Below are 16,072 nucleotides of genomic sequence, written 5' to 3'. Positions count from 1 at the left end.
TGGGAACAAGTTGTTCCATCGTCACCATTTCAAGTTCATATTGGTGTGGAGAAGGTTCTTGAAGCATACCGGAGCATCCCTATTGCGACACTCCTATTAGATCAAAGGTCTAGCTCGAAAGCTAGACCTTTGTCAGCAGTCTGAAGTGCCTCAAAGGAGGCACTTTTTTATTGCCTCATGTACACTAACCCCATTCTATGTGCTAACAGGATCATCAAGATGAAAATCGGCATTATTGGCGCTATGGAGCAGGAAATTACCCTGCTGCGTGATAAGCTCGCGAACCTTACCACTCATCACGAAGGAGGTTGCACCTTCTACTCTGGCACACTACAGGGTCGTGATGTGGTATTGCTCCAATCAGGCATTGGTAAAGTATCGGCAGCAGTCGGCACCACCTTGTTACTGTCACAATTTAAGCCAGATTGCGTGATTAACACCGGATCAGCCGGCGCTTTTGAACCCTCATTAAACCTCGGTGACGTCGTTATTTCCTCGCAAGTGTGTTACCACGACGCGGATGCAACCGCATTTGGCTACCAGATGGGTCAAGTTCCTCAGCAACCGGCTCACTTTGACTCCGACGACGCACTGATGGCACTGGCCGAGAAAGCCATTGATGACGAGACACACGTGGTACGCGGATTAATCTGCACCGCGGATACCTTTGTGCACACAGATGCACACCGTCAACACATTCGCACCCACTTCCCTAAAGCGGTAGCGGCAGAGATGGAAGCGGCGGCGATTGCACAAGTGTGCGCCCAGTTTAAGATCCCATTTGTGGTCGTGCGCGCCATCTCTGATGTGGTGGCAGAAAAAGAATCACCGATGACGTTTGAAGAGTTTTTGCCGCTGGCTGCGAAAAGCTCGTCCGCCATGGTTGAAAAAATGGTTGCGCTTTTCGACTAACTCTTCGAACGCTTATCATGGATGAACCTTGCCATTATGGATGCACTGCTTAACCCGCAATATTGGCTGACTATGGCCGCCAACCACCCAAGCTTCTGGGCGCTGTGGTTGGCGCTATTAATCCATTGCTTACTCCCCTTATCCGCCAATTATTCTCCGTTTCAGTATTGGCAACAGTACGCGCTCATTTTAGCCGACCAAGTCAACCAACCGACCGACCCGAAACGGCAGAGAAAGCTCGCAGGTGGGCTGGCACTGGCACTCATGTGTGGCACACTGGCGATCTTGCTGATTGCCACCCGAGAGCTGGTCTGGTTTCGCCCTTTATTTGATGCGCTACTGCTGTGGCTTGCCCTCGATTGGCGCAATATTGATACGTTTTCCCAAGCATTTGCCGATGCCATTGAACAACACGACAAAGGGACAGCACGCGCGCTTTTGGCCAACCGCGTCAACCGAGAAACTGAGTCTTTGTCGATTGTCGGTCTGGGTAAGGCAGGCGCAGAAACGCTATTGCTTGGCACCGCACGTCATGGCGCCTGTGTGATTTTTTATTTTGTGCTGTTTGGTGGTGTCGGCGCCCTGCTGTATGCCAGCTTAGTCCGTCTTGCGCGCGTGTGGTCTCCAAGCCGTCTGACCTTCTACCCATTTGGCTTAGCGGTCGCACGCCTTCTCAACGGACTCGATTACGTTCCTATGCGTCTATTTGCCCTCTTGTTCGCTCTGGGTCGTTCCCCACTTACGCACCTTAAAGCGTGTTGGCAACAGGGAAAGCGCTGGCGCACGCCGGGGCCGGGCTGGCTATTGGCCTGTGCCAGTAGCCGCTTTCAGCTCTCCCTCGGAGGCCCTGCCATTTATCAAGGCACCAAAACATTGCGCACAAAAATCGGCAGTGGCGTGACACCGGCCTGCTACCACCTTTTGTTATTACGTCAAAAACTCAGAGTGAGCATGCTCATTTGGATCGCCTTTAGCGCGTTATGCTTGCTCATCGTGTAAGGATAAAAAAATGCTCGGTCTCTCTCCTCGCGGCGTCGGACTTTTGGTTGCCGCTTTTCTCTTTACCACGGCCGCTTATGCACACCCTGCCCCACCTCGTGTGATCAGTCTGGCACCTCATGCCACTGAACTCGCTTATGCTGCAGGCCTCGGTGAACAACTCGTCGCCGCCAGTGCGTACAGTGATTACCCCGATGAGGCAAAAACGCTTGAGCGCGTATCGAACTATCGGGGCATCAAACTGGAGCGTATTGTGGCGCTTAAGCCGGACTTAATCTTGGCGTGGCGAGGCGGTAACCCACCTAAACCGCTGGAAACATTGGCGCAACTGGGTATCGAGATCCGATACCTTGATGTCGAAAAACTCGACGACATCAGCGGCTTTATTCGCGAACTGGGCCGTTATGGCCGCCACCCCGAGATAGCACAGAAAAATGCAGCCGCTTTCGACCAAAAACTGCGTGCACTGCGCACCCGCTATCAAGACGCAACGTCAGTACCTTACTTTTATTTATTAAGTGGTGCGCCACTAATGACAGCCAGTGATCATGCCTGGCCAAGCCAGCTTTTTAGGCTATGTGGCGGCGCAAACATTTTTGCCGATAGCCCCGCGGCTTATCCGCAAGTGAATATGGAGCAAGTGATCACCCGCAAACCGCACACTGTGTTTTATACCGGTGGTGAACTGCCTGCTAGCTGGCAAAGTATGAAAGACTTACTCCCCAGCCTTGCTCAGCACTACGCGTTTCAATTAAACCCAGACTGGCTAACGCGAGCAACGCCCCGTGCGTTGCAGGCTGCAACCCAAATCTGTGAGGCACTTGATACGGTGCGCCGCGCAACCTAGGACCCATGATGACCCAAACCATGATTTTGTATTTATTTGATTTATTTGGCACGGCAGTATTTGCCATCTCAGGTGTACTCATGGCTGGCCGTTTACGGATGGACCCTTTTGGCGTCGTGGTCCTTGCCTGCGCCACCGCGATTGGAGGCGGAACAGTACGCGATATGGCGATGGGAGCAACACCCGTGTTTTGGATCAGTGACACACTATATATTTGGGTGATCCTCGCCACCTGTGTTGCCACCATGCTGCTTATTCGCCACCCCCGCCGACTCCCTTGGTACGTACTACCCTGCGCCGATGCCGTCGGTTTAGCCGTCTTCGTCGGTATCGGTGTCGATAAAGCGTTAAGCTATGGGACTTCACCGCTGGTCGCGGTGATCATGGGTGTGATTACCGCGTGTGGGGGCGGCATTATTCGTGATGTGTTGGCCAGAGAAGTGCCTATGGTGCTGAGAACCGAGGTCTATGCCACCGCATGTATTGCCGGCGGTATCGTTCATACACTCGCAGTTGAAGTGGGGCCAGATGCCGTCACCGCCTCAATCGCAGGCATGATCACCACCTTGCTGATCCGATTGGCGGCGATTCGCTGGCATTTATCCTTGCCACCTTTTGCCCTTGATCGTTAAGATAAAAGATTGGGGGTTGAAAGTTCGCGCCTCTACCCTAAGGACTGTTAGACAGCCACCAGCAAGGAGCCACAATGTTACGTATTGCGATCATTTATCATTCGGTCAGTGACCACACACACGCACTCGCCACCACGATTGCAGAAGGGATCCAAGCTGGCGATGCCGATCCCCTCGTCTATCGTATTGAGCCTGATGTGATTGAACATGGCCGTTTTATCGACCAAAAGGTCTTTACTCAGCTTAAAGATGTGGATGCGATTATTTTTGGTGCCCCAACCTACATGGGCGGGCCAAGCGCACAATTTAAAGCGTTTGCCGATGCATCCAGCCCAACGTGGGAGCAGCAAGATTGGCGTGGTAAGCTAGCTGCCGGGTTTACGGTAGGAAGCCAAACGGGAGGAGACCAATCAGCAACCCTCAACTACTTCCAAACGTTAGCCAGTCAACACGATATGCTATGGCTTAGCTTAGGTCGCGCCAATATCGGGGTCGAGAACATCAACCCAACCGGCACGACGCATGGCGTCACCGCCCATGAAACCGGAGAAGGACTGAGTGAAGCCTGCTTACAAACCGCCTTCTATCTAGGCCAACACATGGTTCGCGCCTTGAAAGGGGTTTGGCACACTTAATTGCCTCTCATGCCGAGCATGATGCGCATCAGGATCATGCAGGTATAAAAAAAGCCCTCGCATACATGGCGAGGGCTTGTCGATTCAACGGATAATTAGCTGAGCGTCACCCGAGCGAACTTACGTTTACCCACTTGGTAAACGGCTTCGCCTGCCGCAGGCACCAGCTTAGTATCTTCGACTTTTTCACCGTCAATTTTCACCGCGCCTTGACGGATCATACGCAGCGCATCTGACGTTGAGCTGACCAAACCGGCATCTTTCAAAAGGTTACCAATCGCAATGCCTTGCTCGAAGCTAAAGCTTGGCATCTCGTCAGGCATCGCCCCTTTTTGGAAACGATTGATAAAGGTCTGCTCGGCCGCATCCGCATCCGCGTCTGAGTGGAAACGCGCGATGATCTCTTTCGCTAGCAAGATTTTAATGTCACGTGGGTTTTTGCCCGCTTCGACATCTTTCTTGAACTGAGTCACTTCCTCTAAAGGACGGAATGACAACAGCTCGTAGTAATCCCACATCAAATCGTCAGAGATAGACATGATCTTACCGAACATATCATCCGGACGTTCGCTCACACCGATGTAGTTATGGGCGGACTTGGACATTTTCTTCACGCCATCCAGCCCCACCAGCAGCGGCATAGTCATAACAACTTGCGGTTTCTGTCCAGCTTGCTTTTGTAGCTCACGCCCCATCAGCAGATTGAACTTCTGATCCGTTCCGCCCAGCTCTACGTCTGCTTCCAACGCGACAGAGTCATGTCCCTGTAGCAGCGGATAGATAAATTCGTGGATCGCAATTGGCTGGTTGCTGCTGTAACGCTTTTTAAAATCATCACGCTCCAGCATACGGGCCACGGTTGAGCTTGCCGCAAGGCGGATCATGCCATCAGTGCCCAACTCACCAAGCCACGTCGAGTTGAACTCAATGCGGGTTTTAGCCGGATCGAGAATTTTAAACACTTGCTCTTTGTAGGTTTCTGCGTTTTGCAACACTTGCTCACGCGTCAACGGTGGACGGGTAGTGTTTTTACCACTCGGATCACCGACCATGCCGGTATAGTCTCCGATCAAGAAGATGACTTCATGGCCGAGCTCCTGAAACGCGCGCAGCTTATTTAGGATCACTGTGTGCCCAAGGTGGATATCCGGTGCCGTCGGATCTGCACCCAATTTAATACGCAGAGGACGATCTTCTTTAAGCTTGGCAACCAGCTCGTCTTCAGGGATTACTTCATCAACGCCACGTTTTAGTTCTGCTAGCGCGGCTTCCAGGCTCGCCATAGTCTCTCGCTCCTACAAAATAGGCAAAAATGTGATAAACCGACATACTACTCGAATAGCGACAGTTTTTGAAACCAGTTAGACTTATAGCCAGTGTGCAAGGTGTGCACAGTGGCTGCCGGCAATAGATGTTTGTGGTCTTTGTGTTAACCGTGTCAAATTATTATCAGGGCATCATCCCCAATAAACCGATTGGGAATCTGACTGTCATATTTTGTATTCGCAGTGATTCAACATAGTTTTCATGCCGTTAAAAAAACTCGCAGCTTTACCTAAATTACATAAACTCACGATAGGTGCACTGAGCGCGTTCGTGGTATTACTCATCCTTGTCCCTGATGGCGCAAGCACGCCACGCCCTGAGCCTAATTTTGAACTTGGCAAGCATTATCCCTTACCCGTTGATGCCGTCTCTCTGCTGCCGCCTGAAGGTGAAATGCCTGCGCAGTTTAAACGCCATATCAACTGGCAAAGTTATGAAGTCCAGCATGGTGAAAGCATGGTCTTGCTGTTTAATCGTGCCGGTTTGAGTCCAACCACACTCTATCGTCTGGTTAACGCGGATGAAGGTACAAAAAGCTTGGCCTATCTCAAGCCGGGGGATGAAGTGCGTTTGGGCGTTGATGAAAGCGGTGAACTGGTGCAACTCATTCAGCCACGCGGCACCAATGAAACCCTGATCGTGAGCAAGGTCGATGATAAATATCAGTCACGCATCGAGACAAAAAACATTGATACACAACTGAACTTCGCCCGCGCTACCATCAAATCAAATTTCTGGCAGGCCGCTACCGATGCGGGGTTAGATCCGAATCAGATTATGCAGCTTGCCGGGATTTTTGGCTGGGACGTAGACTTTGCACTCGATATTCGAGAGGGCGATAGCTTCTCTGTGCTTTATGAAGAAGAGTTTGTTGAGGGTGAACATATTGGGAGTGGCAACATCTTGGCTGCCACCTTTACCAACCGAGGGGATACGTTCACCGCGGTACGTGCCAAGAATGGCAAATATTACACCCCCACGGGCAAAGCGATGAAAAAAGCCTTCTTGCGCTCTCCTGTGAATTTCCGTTATGTCAGTTCGAACTTTAATCCGCGTCGCTTACATCCAGTGACAGGACGCGTAAAGCCGCACCGAGGGACAGATTATGTCGCTCCGGTTGGCACCCCTATCAAAGCCGCGGGGGATGGCGTGGTCATGAAAGCCTCATACAACCGCTTTAATGGTAATTATGTGTTTATTCGCCACAGCTCAACTTATATCACCAAGTATTTGCACTTAACTAAACGTAAAGTGAAAACCGGTCAACGGGTCAAACAAGGGGATATCATTGGTACCTTGGGAGCTACAGGCCGGGTAACAGGGGCGCACCTGCACTATGAGTTTTTGGTGAATGGTGTCCATAAAAACCCGCGTACGGTGCAATTACCCGAAGCTAAATCACTGCAAGGGCAAGAAAAACAAGCCTTTGTACGCCTCGCCGAGTCACGCATGGCGCAGTTAAGTAAGTTTAATCAACTGCTTGCCTCAGTCGGACCGCTCAGCTATCACGCCAATAACGGCGGATAACCGAGCAGCACACAAACACAAACGGCGCCTGTCGGCGCCGTTTGTGTTTGATAGCCAAAACTATCCGCTATGGATGTTACGTGAACCCGTTATACGCTAAAGGATGCGCCACACCCACACGTCGTGGTCGCATTCGGGTTATTAACAAAGAAGCGTGAGCCTTCGAGCCCTTCGGTATAGTCCACCACACCGCCCATTAGGTATTGCAAGCTCATGGGGTCAACCACTAACTTCACGCCGCTTTTTTCGATTTCCATATCGCCTTCATTCACGTTTTCGTCGAAGGTAAAGCCATATTGAAAGCCACTGCAGCCACCACCTGTAATGTAAACACGCAGTTTCAGATTTGGGTTTTCTTCTTCCTGAATCAGCGTTTTAACCTTAGTCGCCGCTGCTTCTGAGAACTCTAACGGCAAAGGTGCATCGCTCATTGTTACCTCACATGCTCATCGTGCTTAGCGTTGAATTATCTAATACCTGAGTAAAGTGTTCAAGTATTACCCGATTGATCGAGGGTGTGATCAGTACGTATAAATTGCCACTCAGGGGTCAATCAAATCATACTCCATCTCGCCAGTGATCCGTATCTTTGGTTAAAATGCCCCAACGCAATTTAGGCTTACGCCTTACATAACAGGATATGTCATGACCAAATCAGCACAACTTTTCCAACAAGCAAGACGCACCATTCCAGGTGGCGTGAATTCTCCCGTACGTGCTTTTGCCGGCGTCGGCGGCGACCCTGTCTTTATGGAGCGCGCCGATGGCGCTTATATTTTCGATGCCGACGGTAAAGCCTACATTGATTTCGTCGGCTCATGGGGCCCGATGATCTTGGGTCACAATCATGCTGCTATTCGTGAGGCTGTGATTGATGCCGCTCATCGTGGCCTAAGTTTTGGCGCCCCGACAGAAAGTGAAATCACATTATCAGAATTAGTGGCAGAGCTGGTGCCGTCGATGGAAATGGTCCGCATGGTCAACTCTGGCACAGAGGCGACCATGAGTGCGATTCGTTTGGCGCGCGGCTTTACCAAGCGGGATAAGTTCATCAAGTTTGAAGGAAACTATCACGGTCATGGCGACTGCCTGTTGGTTAAAGCGGGCTCTGGCGCTCTCACCTTGGGTGAGCCTAACTCACCGGGGGTGCCTGCTGACTTTGCGAAACACACGCTGACATGTACCTATAACGACCTCGACTCTGTCCGTCAGACCTTTGAAACCTATCCAGACGATATCGCCTGTATCATCGTTGAGCCTGTATCAGGGAACATGAACTGCGTCCCGCCACAGCCAGGCTTTTTGGAAGGACTACGCACTCTTTGCGACGAGTTCGGCGCTCTGCTGATCTTTGATGAGGTGATGACCGGCTTTCGTGTGGCACTAGGCGGCGCTCAAGCTTACTACGGGGTGAAACCCGATCTCACCACACTGGGTAAAATCATCGGTGGCGGTATGCCTGTGGGGGCGTTTGGTGGTCGTCGTGATGTAATGGAGTATATCGCGCCGACTGGCCCAGTCTATCAGGCCGGTACCCTTGCCGGTAACCCTGTGGCTATGGCGGCGGGCCTCGCCTGTCTCAGCGCATTGCGTCAGCCAGGCAACCATGATTATCTGGACAGTATCACCAAGCAATTGGCCGATGGCTTTAAAGCCCTTGCTGACAAACACGGTATTGCACTGACCACCAACCAAGCCGGTGCAATGTTCGGTTTCTTCTTCACCGATAACGACACAGTCACATGTTTTAAAGACGTACAGCAATGTGATACAGAACGCTTTAAGCGCTTCTTCCACTTAATGCTAGAGCAAGGTGTCTATCTTGCACCGTCCGCTTATGAAGCCTGCTTCACGTGCTTAGCGCACGGGCAAAAAGAGATCGACGCCACCTTGTCGGCGGCCGATCATGCCTTTGCTACCCTAGCCGCTGAGGCATAAGCACGCGCAACCTTGGATGACATCTGTGGTTGAGTCACAAGCAAAAAGCCCCGCGAGATCTCGCGGGGCTTTTTTTCACTTGCGCTGATGGTGTTAGGCCTCATCACTGCCAAAACTAGAATATCGAGCGCCCAATTCTTGCTGATAGGAGCTCAAGGGCAGCGGTTCCTGCCAACGAGTTGCCGGAAGGGTCAAGCTCAGGCGACCATACTGCAATCGACATTTCTCCGGGAACAACCGCAATAATGCCGCCGCCCACGCCGGATTTGCCCGGCATCCCAACACGGTAGGCAAATTCACCTGCACCATCATACAAGCCACACGTAGCCAGTAGTGCATTCAATTGCTTGCTCTGGGTTTTGGTGAGGATCGCGCGCGCGCGCCCCAACGGCTTGCCCTGATTAGCAAGATAGAAAAACGCTTTCGCCAAGTCCACACAACTCATTTTCAGCGCACAATAATGAAAATAATTGGTCAGTACCGGCACGACCTCGTTTTCAAAATTACCAAATGCTCGCATCAAATAGGCGATTGCGGCATTGCGGTCACTGTGCTGCATTTCCGAGTCCGCGACCACTTTGTCATAGCAAATATGAGGGTTTGCCGCCAGCGCGCGAACAAACTCCAACATCCGCTGGCGCGGTGCCGATTGACGCGTATGCAGCATGTCACTGACCACCAGTGCCCCTGCATTGATAAATGGATTACGCGGGATACCTTGTTCCATCTCAAGCTGAATAAGCGAGTTAAAGGCTTGTCCAGAGGGCTCTTTGCCAACACGAGCCCAAATCTCATCCGCTTTGTAGTTTTGCATCGCAAGGGTTAGGCTCAACACCTTGGAGATCGATTGAATCGAAAAGGCTTCATCTGCATCCCCGGCGCGAATAATCTCACCGTCGTTGTAACACACCGCGATGCCTAACTTATGATTCGGCACGTCGGCCAGTGCGGGAATATAATCGGCAACTTTGCCTTTGCCGATCAGCGGACGCACATCATCTAGGATGTCAGATAATAATTGAGAACTGGGTTTCACTTGCTTGCTCCCTTTACAGCTTGGGACAAAAAAGCCAACCCAAGGTTGGCTTTCAGTGCACATCGAAAAGTGGCGCCCACAAGGCGTCAGTCAATCACGCCGTGCGTGTGTATTTAATATCCCACACACCATGACCGAGTCGATGACCGCGTTGCTCAAATTTGGTGAGCGGACGATCATCAGGGCGCGGAACATAATACCCCTCTTGGGCGATGTTTTGATAGTGTGGCGCAGCTTCCATTACTTCAATCATGTGCTCGGCGTAGTTTTCCCAGTCCGTTGCCATATGGAATACACCACCGACTTTAAGCTTATCTCGGACCATTTCAGCAAACGGGAGCTGAACAATACGGCGTTTGTGGTGGCGCTTTTTATGCCACGGGTCGGGGAAGAAGAGTTGCACCGTATCCAAGCTTTCTTTCGGCAGCATTTGTTCAAACACTTCCACCGCATCATGGCACATCACACGCAGGTTAGTCACACCGGCCTCACGCGCCGCCATCAGGCATGCACCCACACCCGGGGTGTGTACTTCAATGCCAATAAAGTTTTTCTCTGGCGCGTTTTTCGCCATTTCAACCAAGGAAGCACCCATACCAAAGCCAATCTCTAACACCACAGGATTGTCATTGCCAAACACCTGCTGCCAATCCAATTCAGTGGCCTCAAAATCAATGCCCATGGTTGGCCAGCATTCATTCAGCGCTTGTTCTTGGCCTTTGGTTAACCGGCCTTCGCGACGCACAAAGCTGCGAATTTTGCGAATGACTTTTCCATCCTCGGTCAGTTCGGTTTTAGTGACTTCAGTCATGATTGTATGCCTGTGATGCAGTGATTGGGACTCAATGGTTCGCGCAAGACCCAAGATTGTTGGAAATCTAAACGGACTGCGCATTATGCAAAGTTTTCACGCCAGCGCAAGTTGGGATCAAGTGATCCTATTGGTGACCCCTGTCGTTAGTGTACCCTGTGCCCTGCATCCGTGCACGTGTGAGCAAAACAATAAGAGAGATCGCAGTGAGTCAATCCTTTTCAGACGCCATCTTGGCATGGTACGACCAATATGGACGTAAAACCTTGCCGTGGCAGCAAAACAAGACGCCTTATAAAGTCTGGCTAAGTGAAATCATGCTTCAGCAGACACAAGTCAGTACGGTTATTCCTTATTTTGAGCGCTTTATGGCGCGCTTCCCAACTGTGACGGACTTGGCGCACGCGGATCAAGACGAGGTTCTCCATTTGTGGACAGGGCTTGGCTACTACGCGCGGGCACGCAACTTACACAAGGCCGCAAAGGTGATTGCCGAGCAATACGACGGCGTTTTTCCTACCACCTTAGAGGCCGTGATGGCCTTACCCGGGGTGGGACGTTCCACCGCAGGTGCGGTACTTTCCCTATCGCTTAAACAGCCACATCCCATACTCGACGGCAATGTAAAACGCACACTCGCGCGTTGCTTTGCCGTCGAAGGATGGCCGGGTAAAAAACCAGTTGAAAACAAGCTCTGGGCGTTGGCAGAAACACTGACACCCACAACAGACACGGATAAGTACAATCAAGCCATGATGGATATGGGCGCTATGATCTGTACCCGCAGCAAGCCGAAGTGCGAGCTTTGCCCCGTCGCGGAGCGGTGTGAAGCGCGTGCGCAAGGACGCCAACTCGATTTTCCCGGAAAAAAACCGAAAAAAACGCTACCGGTCAAACAAACCAGTTTTTTACTGATTCAGTATCAAGACGAAATCTGGCTAGAGCAGCGCCCACCCAGTGGCCTTTGGGGGGGACTATGGTGTTTACCCCAAGCTGAAGAGCAACACGCCGAGCAAGCAATTCAAGAGAAGCTACAAGGCCTGGTCCCGCTACGCACCGAAGTATTAACTGCGTTCCGCCATACCTTTAGCCACTTTCACTTAGATATCGTGCCGATCAGCGTCACGGTATCGCAACGCCCTCAAATCGTCATGGAAGCCAATCAAGGGCTTTGGTATAACTTGTCACAACCCGCAAAAGTTGGATTGGCGGCCCCGGTGAAAAAGCTGTTAACCTTGCTTAATCACGAACGCCAACGCCCCCAAACAGGCGATAATGAGGAACCTAGATTATGAGCCGTACCGTATTTTGCCAACGCCTCCAGAAAGAAGCTGATGGCCTTGATTTTCAACTCTATCCCGGTGAACTGGGCAAGCGTATTTACGATAACATCTCAAAAGAAGCGTGGGCTGACTGGCAGAAAAAGCAAACCATGCTCATCAATGAGAAAAAGCTCAACATGATGGATCCCGAGCACCGTAAATTGATCGAGGCTGAGATGGTGAAGTTCCTTTTCGAAGGCCAAGACGTGCAGATCGATGGTTACGTGCCACCGGAAGATAACCAATAACGCGCGCTGCGCCACAAGCAGATTGCGTTATCACTGCAAATCACCCGCATTGTGTTAGGCTAAATGCGGGTGTTTTTTTATGCTAACGCGATGAAAGATGACGCGATTACTCTGTTTACTGATTTGCTGTCTAAGTTTACTAATCACAGGTTGTAGCCGCGAAAGCGTCGAGCAGTACGTGGGCGTCAGCTATAAAACGACCAACCGATTTGCGAAAAACCTCGCCCCTCTCCCCGGTCAATTTGAAAAAGACATTGACGCGCTCAACCAATTAATCGGTCAGTTTACTGGCAACATTGAAGTGCGCTGGGGTGAGAATCAAGTCTTTGTGTCAGGCAAACGCGACTACGTAAAATACACAGATAACTATAAAAGTCGGGCTCGGATTGATTTTGAACGCGGTGTTATTCAAGTTGAAACCGTCGCCACAGACAATCCAAAATCGCATTTAAAACAGGCAATAATCACCACCCTGCTCACACCTCAAGACCCTGCCTCTGTCGATCTTTACTCGGCGGCTGAGGTGCCACTCGAAGGTCGCCCCTTTTTGGAAGGACAAGTGGTGGACCACGAAGGTAAAGCCATTAGCTGGCAGTGGCGCGCGAATCGCTTTGCCGAATACTTACTCGACCACCGTCTGAAAAAAAAACAAGTCCGTTTTCAGAATATGTATTACGTCACCATCCCTATGGTGAGTGATCACGTCGCGAAGCGAAGTTATCAGTATGCTGATATCGTCCGCCGCGCCGCCAAGCGCTATGATATTTCAGAACAGCTTATCTATGCGATTATCAAAACGGAAAGCAGCTTCAACCCCTATGCGGTAAGCTGGGCGAATGCTTACGGGTTAATGCAAGTTGTCCCCAAAACCGCAGGACGCGATGTGTTTAAATTAGTGAAAAAGCGTCCTGGCCAGCCCACCCCGAAATACCTTTTTGATCCAGAGAAAAATATTGATACTGGCACTGCGTACTTCTACATCCTTAAAAACCGGTATCTTAAAGCCGTACGCGATCCTCTCTCTTTGCACTACAGTATGATTTCCGCCTACAACGGTGGAACGGGAAATGTGCTACGAACCTTTGATCGCAATCGCGATCGCGCCATGCGAGACTTAAATAGTCTAAAACCTAATCAGGTGTTTTGGGCGCTTACTCACCGCCACCCTTCTTCGGAGTCTCGGCGCTACCTACAAAAGGTAACGCGTTACCAAAAAGAGTTTGCGAATTTACCCCAATAAGCCCTGATGAAACCCTGAAAATTGTGCACTTTTATGGCATTTCGCTGCCTTTTTATCCAAACAACACGATTAGCGCACTTTTTTCAAAAAAACAGTTGACGGTGAGACGGAAAATCCGTTTAATAGCGCCCCGTTGGCCCGGATAGCTCAGTTGGTAGAGCAGGGGATTGAAAATCCCCGTGTCGGTGGTTCGATTCCGCCTCCGGGCACCATATAATGAAATAATGGTGTGACACACAGTATTTCGCGATTTGTGTGCCGGCTTAGCTCAGTTGGTAGAGCAACTGACTTGTAATCAGTAGGTCGCCAGTTCGACTCCGGCAGCCGGCACCATTGCCTCGATAGCTCAGTTGGTAGAGCAGGGGATTGAAAATCCCCGTGTCGGTGGTTCGATTCCGCCTCGAGGCACCATTATTCCCCCATAGTTCAGTTGGTAGAACGGCGGACTGTTAATCCGTATGTCACTGGTTCGAGTCCAGTTGGGGGAGCCACATTTAAAGAAAGCGTTAACCGAAAGGTTGGCGCTTTTTTTGTTTGGCTATCGCCAAATATGTCACTGGGCTAGGCGTCCCTCTCCAGTTACAGGCCTATCCGTTACGCTTGGCCATTGTTAAGCTTAAAAACCGCTTCAACGGCTCGACCTTCATCACTGTAGCTAAACTGCTCGCATATCGATTTAATCAACGTAATCCCTCGCCCAGACAAGCTCTCCGCATCATGGTTGGTTTCTCGGATTTGACGTTCATAATCAAAGCCCTTCCCTGAGTGCGCTATCTTCAAAATAAAACGCTGTACCTTGGGCTGAAAATCTAACTCCAACTCAATGTAATGCGCACCACTTAACGCATCGAGTTTTTCTTGCCGTGATAGATAGTAGTTAAAGAAGCCATCCACATCGTTTTTCGATACGGACTCTAAGCCCAAAATACCATAATCGAGCGCATTATTGAGAAGCTCTGATATCACAGTACAAATCAAATCAAGGTCAGTACTTTCTCCCACGATGCCTTTTACTCGTCCCCTTAAATCAGCGATTAAATCGGCTTTTTTCAGTAACTCGGTATCAAAACGAATTTGAGTACACGATGGGACGACAGAATAAGGTTGCAGTGAAACTGTATGGTCCTGCCTTTCAGGGCAAGCAATCGGAAAAGAAAGCTCTAACATGGAAATGTCATCAGTGACGCCAGCATCCCCTGCGAAGGCTGAAAGTGTACGCTTTACTTGCTCAATTAAGCTGCCTTGGCAACCACTTAGCGCTCGAATAAGTCCAATTTCAGACAGCTGCTTATCAGACTGATTTCTCGCTTCAATTACGCCATCTGTGGCTAAGAATAAACGCTGCCCTTCCCTGAACTGTAACCGCGTGATAGTCGCATCAAAGCTCGCCCTGTCTTGCGCTCCTAGTGCCATGTGTCGGCCGTGATGGGTTTCTAACACTTGCCCATATTGATCAAGACTGTAAGCATCCGGCATCCCACCACTCCACATATTTACAGTTAATCCATCTGGCATCACTTCCAAAACCGCACCAGCGAGCATAGTGCCAACGGGCATAAAGTTGCGTAAGTGAGTATTAACTTCACTGGCAATATCGCCCACCGGTAAGCCTCGTTGAGCGGTTGTGATAAAGGTTTTCACTGCTGGAATAGTACTTATTGCAGCAGGAAGTCCATGCCCTGTGGCATCAGCAATCAGGATATATAGCCCACCCAAAGGCCTAGGTAATATCATGGTAACATCGCCATTAAACAGACTGTATGAGCCTGAGTAACTATCAACCCCTGATACGCCCGATAAACTAAATGACATCAAACGCTCAAAAATTTGGCTTGCCATCGCGTGCTCATAGACGGTAGCCTCTTGAAATTGTTTCAGCTGGTCGCGTTGGAAGGTGACTTCGCGGAACAGACAGGTATGACGAAAGTGGGTCCGGACTTTAACGATAAGCGTCGCAACATCCACTGGCTTACTCAAAAAGTCATCACCGTATTGCATGCAGTTTGCATAAATACCTTGGTCATCAATGCCGGTCAAAAATATGATAGGTAGCAACTTTTGCGGGAAACGCTTCCGTATTTCCTGCGCCATTTTAAAACCATCAATTTTAGGCATGTTGACATCGGAGATGATCAAGTCTGGAAACATCTCTGGCGAGATAGACTCCAACAATTGAAGCGCCTCGCTACCATTCATCGCCATGCTGATATTGTCAGCTTCGTCCTTTAAGGCTGCTGCAATATAATGCACCAACGCCGGCTCATCATCGACCACCAACACGTTCATAGGCGACTCACTCTATTTTGAATTTTTTCTCAAACTTAGCGATAAATAACACGCGCTTAATCGCATCCGGACAGTTGATTAGCCGAATCGAACCGTTAGGTTTGTTTAAATAGTCCTGCATGTTCAAAAGAATACCTAACCCCGCACTATCCATGTAGGTTGCTTCTCGGAGGTCAACAACGACTTCTTGGCTTTTAAGATCCGCGTATGCCTCTCGAATTTCCTGCACTAAGGTAAAATTAAACTCGCCTTTAACATGCAAGATCACTTGTTTTCCATCACCTTGATCTTCGCGTCAAATTCTCATTGGCAC

Annotated in this window: 16 protein-coding genes and 4 tRNA genes; 14 read left to right on the top strand and 6 right to left on the bottom strand. The window is 50.2% G+C overall.

The annotated features are described in order from the left end of the window. The first annotated feature begins 219 nt into the window (after nt 1–219). From mtnN to BGK46_RS08465, 5 genes are all read left to right on the top strand, one after another. Entirely contained in the window at nt 220–912 is a 693-nt protein-coding gene (gene mtnN / locus BGK46_RS08485) for a 5'-methylthioadenosine/S-adenosylhomocysteine nucleosidase (protein WP_069588469.1), read from the top strand. A gap of 21 nt (nt 913–933) precedes the next feature. Beyond that, nucleotides 934–1,911: a cobalamin biosynthesis protein gene (locus BGK46_RS08480; protein ID WP_084781358.1), complete on the top strand. Its 978-nt coding sequence runs from the start codon at nt 934–936 to the stop codon at nt 1,909–1,911. 10 nt (nt 1,912–1,921) lie between these two features. Continuing rightward, nucleotides 1,922–2,758: a vitamin B12 ABC transporter substrate-binding protein BtuF gene (btuF, locus tag BGK46_RS08475; protein WP_069588467.1), complete on the top strand. Its 837-nt coding sequence runs from the start codon at nt 1,922–1,924 to the stop codon at nt 2,756–2,758. Between the two features lie 20 nt (nt 2,759–2,778). Then, complete coding sequence (locus BGK46_RS08470) at nt 2,779–3,390, top strand: TRIC cation channel family protein (RefSeq protein WP_069588476.1); 612 nt, start codon at nt 2,779–2,781, stop codon at nt 3,388–3,390. 74 nt (nt 3,391–3,464) lie between these two features. After that, entirely contained in the window at nt 3,465–4,025 is a 561-nt protein-coding gene (locus BGK46_RS08465) for a flavodoxin family protein (RefSeq protein ID WP_069588465.1), read from the top strand. Nucleotides 4,026–4,120: 95 nt separating this feature from the next. Here the strand turns inward: BGK46_RS08465 and tyrS are convergent, their stop codons facing one another. Continuing rightward, nucleotides 4,121–5,308: a tyrosine--tRNA ligase gene (gene tyrS, locus BGK46_RS08460; protein WP_069588464.1), complete on the bottom strand. Its 1,188-nt coding sequence runs from the start codon at nt 5,306–5,308 to the stop codon at nt 4,121–4,123. 244 nt (nt 5,309–5,552) lie between these two features. On the opposite strand from tyrS, the gene BGK46_RS08455 reads away from it, so the two are divergent. Further along, on the top strand, nt 5,553–6,878 hold the full coding sequence (locus BGK46_RS08455; protein WP_069588462.1) for a peptidoglycan DD-metalloendopeptidase family protein: 1,326 nt from the start codon (nt 5,553–5,555) through the stop codon (nt 6,876–6,878). A gap of 89 nt (nt 6,879–6,967) precedes the next feature. Here BGK46_RS08455 and erpA read toward each other — a convergent pair whose 3' ends face one another. Continuing rightward, nucleotides 6,968–7,309: an iron-sulfur cluster insertion protein ErpA gene (gene erpA, locus BGK46_RS08450; RefSeq protein WP_069588460.1), complete on the bottom strand. Its 342-nt coding sequence runs from the start codon at nt 7,307–7,309 to the stop codon at nt 6,968–6,970. A 214-nt stretch (nt 7,310–7,523) separates the two neighbouring features. Here erpA and hemL point away from each other — a divergent pair, with 214 nt between their 5' ends. Continuing rightward, on the top strand, nt 7,524–8,816 hold the full coding sequence (hemL, locus tag BGK46_RS08445) for a glutamate-1-semialdehyde 2,1-aminomutase (RefSeq protein ID WP_069588458.1): 1,293 nt from the start codon (nt 7,524–7,526) through the stop codon (nt 8,814–8,816). Between the two features lie 115 nt (nt 8,817–8,931). Here the strand turns inward: hemL and glsB are convergent, their stop codons facing one another. Together glsB and trmB are read right to left on the bottom strand one after the other, a co-directional pair. Further along, nucleotides 8,932–9,852, bottom strand: coding sequence for a glutaminase B (glsB, locus tag BGK46_RS08440; RefSeq protein WP_069588473.1), 921 nt, complete (start codon nt 9,850–9,852; stop codon nt 8,932–8,934). A gap of 94 nt (nt 9,853–9,946) precedes the next feature. Next, a complete protein-coding gene (trmB, locus tag BGK46_RS08435) occupies nt 9,947–10,663 on the bottom strand; it encodes a tRNA (guanosine(46)-N7)-methyltransferase TrmB (protein ID WP_069588456.1) in 717 nt (238 codons plus the stop codon). Between the two features lie 206 nt (nt 10,664–10,869). On the opposite strand from trmB, the gene mutY reads away from it, so the two are divergent. The 7 genes from mutY (at nt 10,870) to BGK46_RS08400 (ending at nt 13,964) form a co-directional block, all read left to right on the top strand. After that, nucleotides 10,870–11,958: an A/G-specific adenine glycosylase gene (gene mutY / locus BGK46_RS08430; protein ID WP_069588454.1), complete on the top strand. Its 1,089-nt coding sequence runs from the start codon at nt 10,870–10,872 to the stop codon at nt 11,956–11,958. After that, nucleotides 11,955–12,233, top strand: coding sequence for an oxidative damage protection protein (locus BGK46_RS08425; protein WP_069588452.1), 279 nt, complete (start codon nt 11,955–11,957; stop codon nt 12,231–12,233). Before mutY ends, BGK46_RS08425 begins: the two co-directional genes overlap by 4 nt. Nucleotides 12,234–12,330: 97 nt before the next feature. Further along, nucleotides 12,331–13,473, top strand: a complete 1,143-nt coding sequence (gene mltC / locus BGK46_RS08420) for a membrane-bound lytic murein transglycosylase MltC (protein ID WP_069588450.1) — start codon at nt 12,331–12,333, stop codon at nt 13,471–13,473. 136 nt (nt 13,474–13,609) lie between these two features. Then, a tRNA-Phe gene (locus BGK46_RS08415) sits at nt 13,610–13,685 on the top strand. A 45-nt stretch (nt 13,686–13,730) separates the two neighbouring features. Further along, nucleotides 13,731–13,806 (top strand) — tRNA-Thr (locus BGK46_RS08410). Between the two features lie 2 nt (nt 13,807–13,808). Further along, nucleotides 13,809–13,884 (top strand) — tRNA-Phe (locus BGK46_RS08405). Nucleotides 13,885–13,888: 4 nt separating this feature from the next. Then, nucleotides 13,889–13,964, top strand: a tRNA-Asn gene (locus BGK46_RS08400). Nucleotides 13,965–14,067: 103 nt separating this feature from the next. Here BGK46_RS08400 and BGK46_RS08395 read toward each other — a convergent pair. Together BGK46_RS08395 and BGK46_RS08390 are read right to left on the bottom strand one after the other, a co-directional pair. Next, nucleotides 14,068–15,759 (bottom strand): ATP-binding SpoIIE family protein phosphatase, encoded by a 1,692-nt coding sequence (locus BGK46_RS08395; protein WP_069588447.1) that lies wholly within the window; start codon nt 15,757–15,759, stop codon nt 14,068–14,070. 7 nt (nt 15,760–15,766) lie between these two features. After that, complete coding sequence (locus BGK46_RS08390) at nt 15,767–16,027, bottom strand: STAS domain-containing protein (protein ID WP_254659677.1); 261 nt, start codon at nt 16,025–16,027, stop codon at nt 15,767–15,769. Between the last annotated feature and the right edge of the window lie 45 nt (nt 16,028–16,072).

The organism is Salinivibrio sp. SS2 (genome assembly GCF_001722075.1).
Lineage (GTDB): Bacteria > Pseudomonadota > Gammaproteobacteria > Enterobacterales > Vibrionaceae > Salinivibrio > Salinivibrio proteolyticus.
Note: the sequence above shows the minus strand (reverse complement) of the source record. Positions and strands in the feature narration are given on the sequence as shown.

Coding starts and splice junctions, on each gene's coding strand:
- BGK46_RS08465 (WP_069588465.1), top strand. CDS start 3,465: ATGTTACGTATTGCGATCATTTATCATTCGGTCAGTGACCACACACAC.
- erpA (WP_069588460.1), bottom strand. CDS start 7,309: ATGAGCGATGCACCTTTGCCGTTAGAGTTCTCAGAAGCAGCGGCGACT.
- BGK46_RS08395 (WP_069588447.1), bottom strand. CDS start 15,759: ATGAACGTGTTGGTGGTCGATGATGAGCCGGCGTTGGTGCATTATATT.
- mltC (WP_069588450.1), top strand. CDS start 12,331: ATGACGCGATTACTCTGTTTACTGATTTGCTGTCTAAGTTTACTAATC.
- BGK46_RS08480 (WP_084781358.1), top strand. CDS start 934: ATGAACCTTGCCATTATGGATGCACTGCTTAACCCGCAATATTGGCTG.
- mtnN (WP_069588469.1), top strand. CDS start 220: ATGAAAATCGGCATTATTGGCGCTATGGAGCAGGAAATTACCCTGCTG.
- BGK46_RS08455 (WP_069588462.1), top strand. CDS start 5,553: ATGCCGTTAAAAAAACTCGCAGCTTTACCTAAATTACATAAACTCACG.
- hemL (WP_069588458.1), top strand. CDS start 7,524: ATGACCAAATCAGCACAACTTTTCCAACAAGCAAGACGCACCATTCCA.
- tyrS (WP_069588464.1), bottom strand. CDS start 5,308: ATGGCGAGCCTGGAAGCCGCGCTAGCAGAACTAAAACGTGGCGTTGAT.
- btuF (WP_069588467.1), top strand. CDS start 1,922: ATGCTCGGTCTCTCTCCTCGCGGCGTCGGACTTTTGGTTGCCGCTTTT.
- BGK46_RS08425 (WP_069588452.1), top strand. CDS start 11,955: ATGAGCCGTACCGTATTTTGCCAACGCCTCCAGAAAGAAGCTGATGGC.
- trmB (WP_069588456.1), bottom strand. CDS start 10,663: ATGACTGAAGTCACTAAAACCGAACTGACCGAGGATGGAAAAGTCATT.
- BGK46_RS08470 (WP_069588476.1), top strand. CDS start 2,779: ATGATTTTGTATTTATTTGATTTATTTGGCACGGCAGTATTTGCCATC.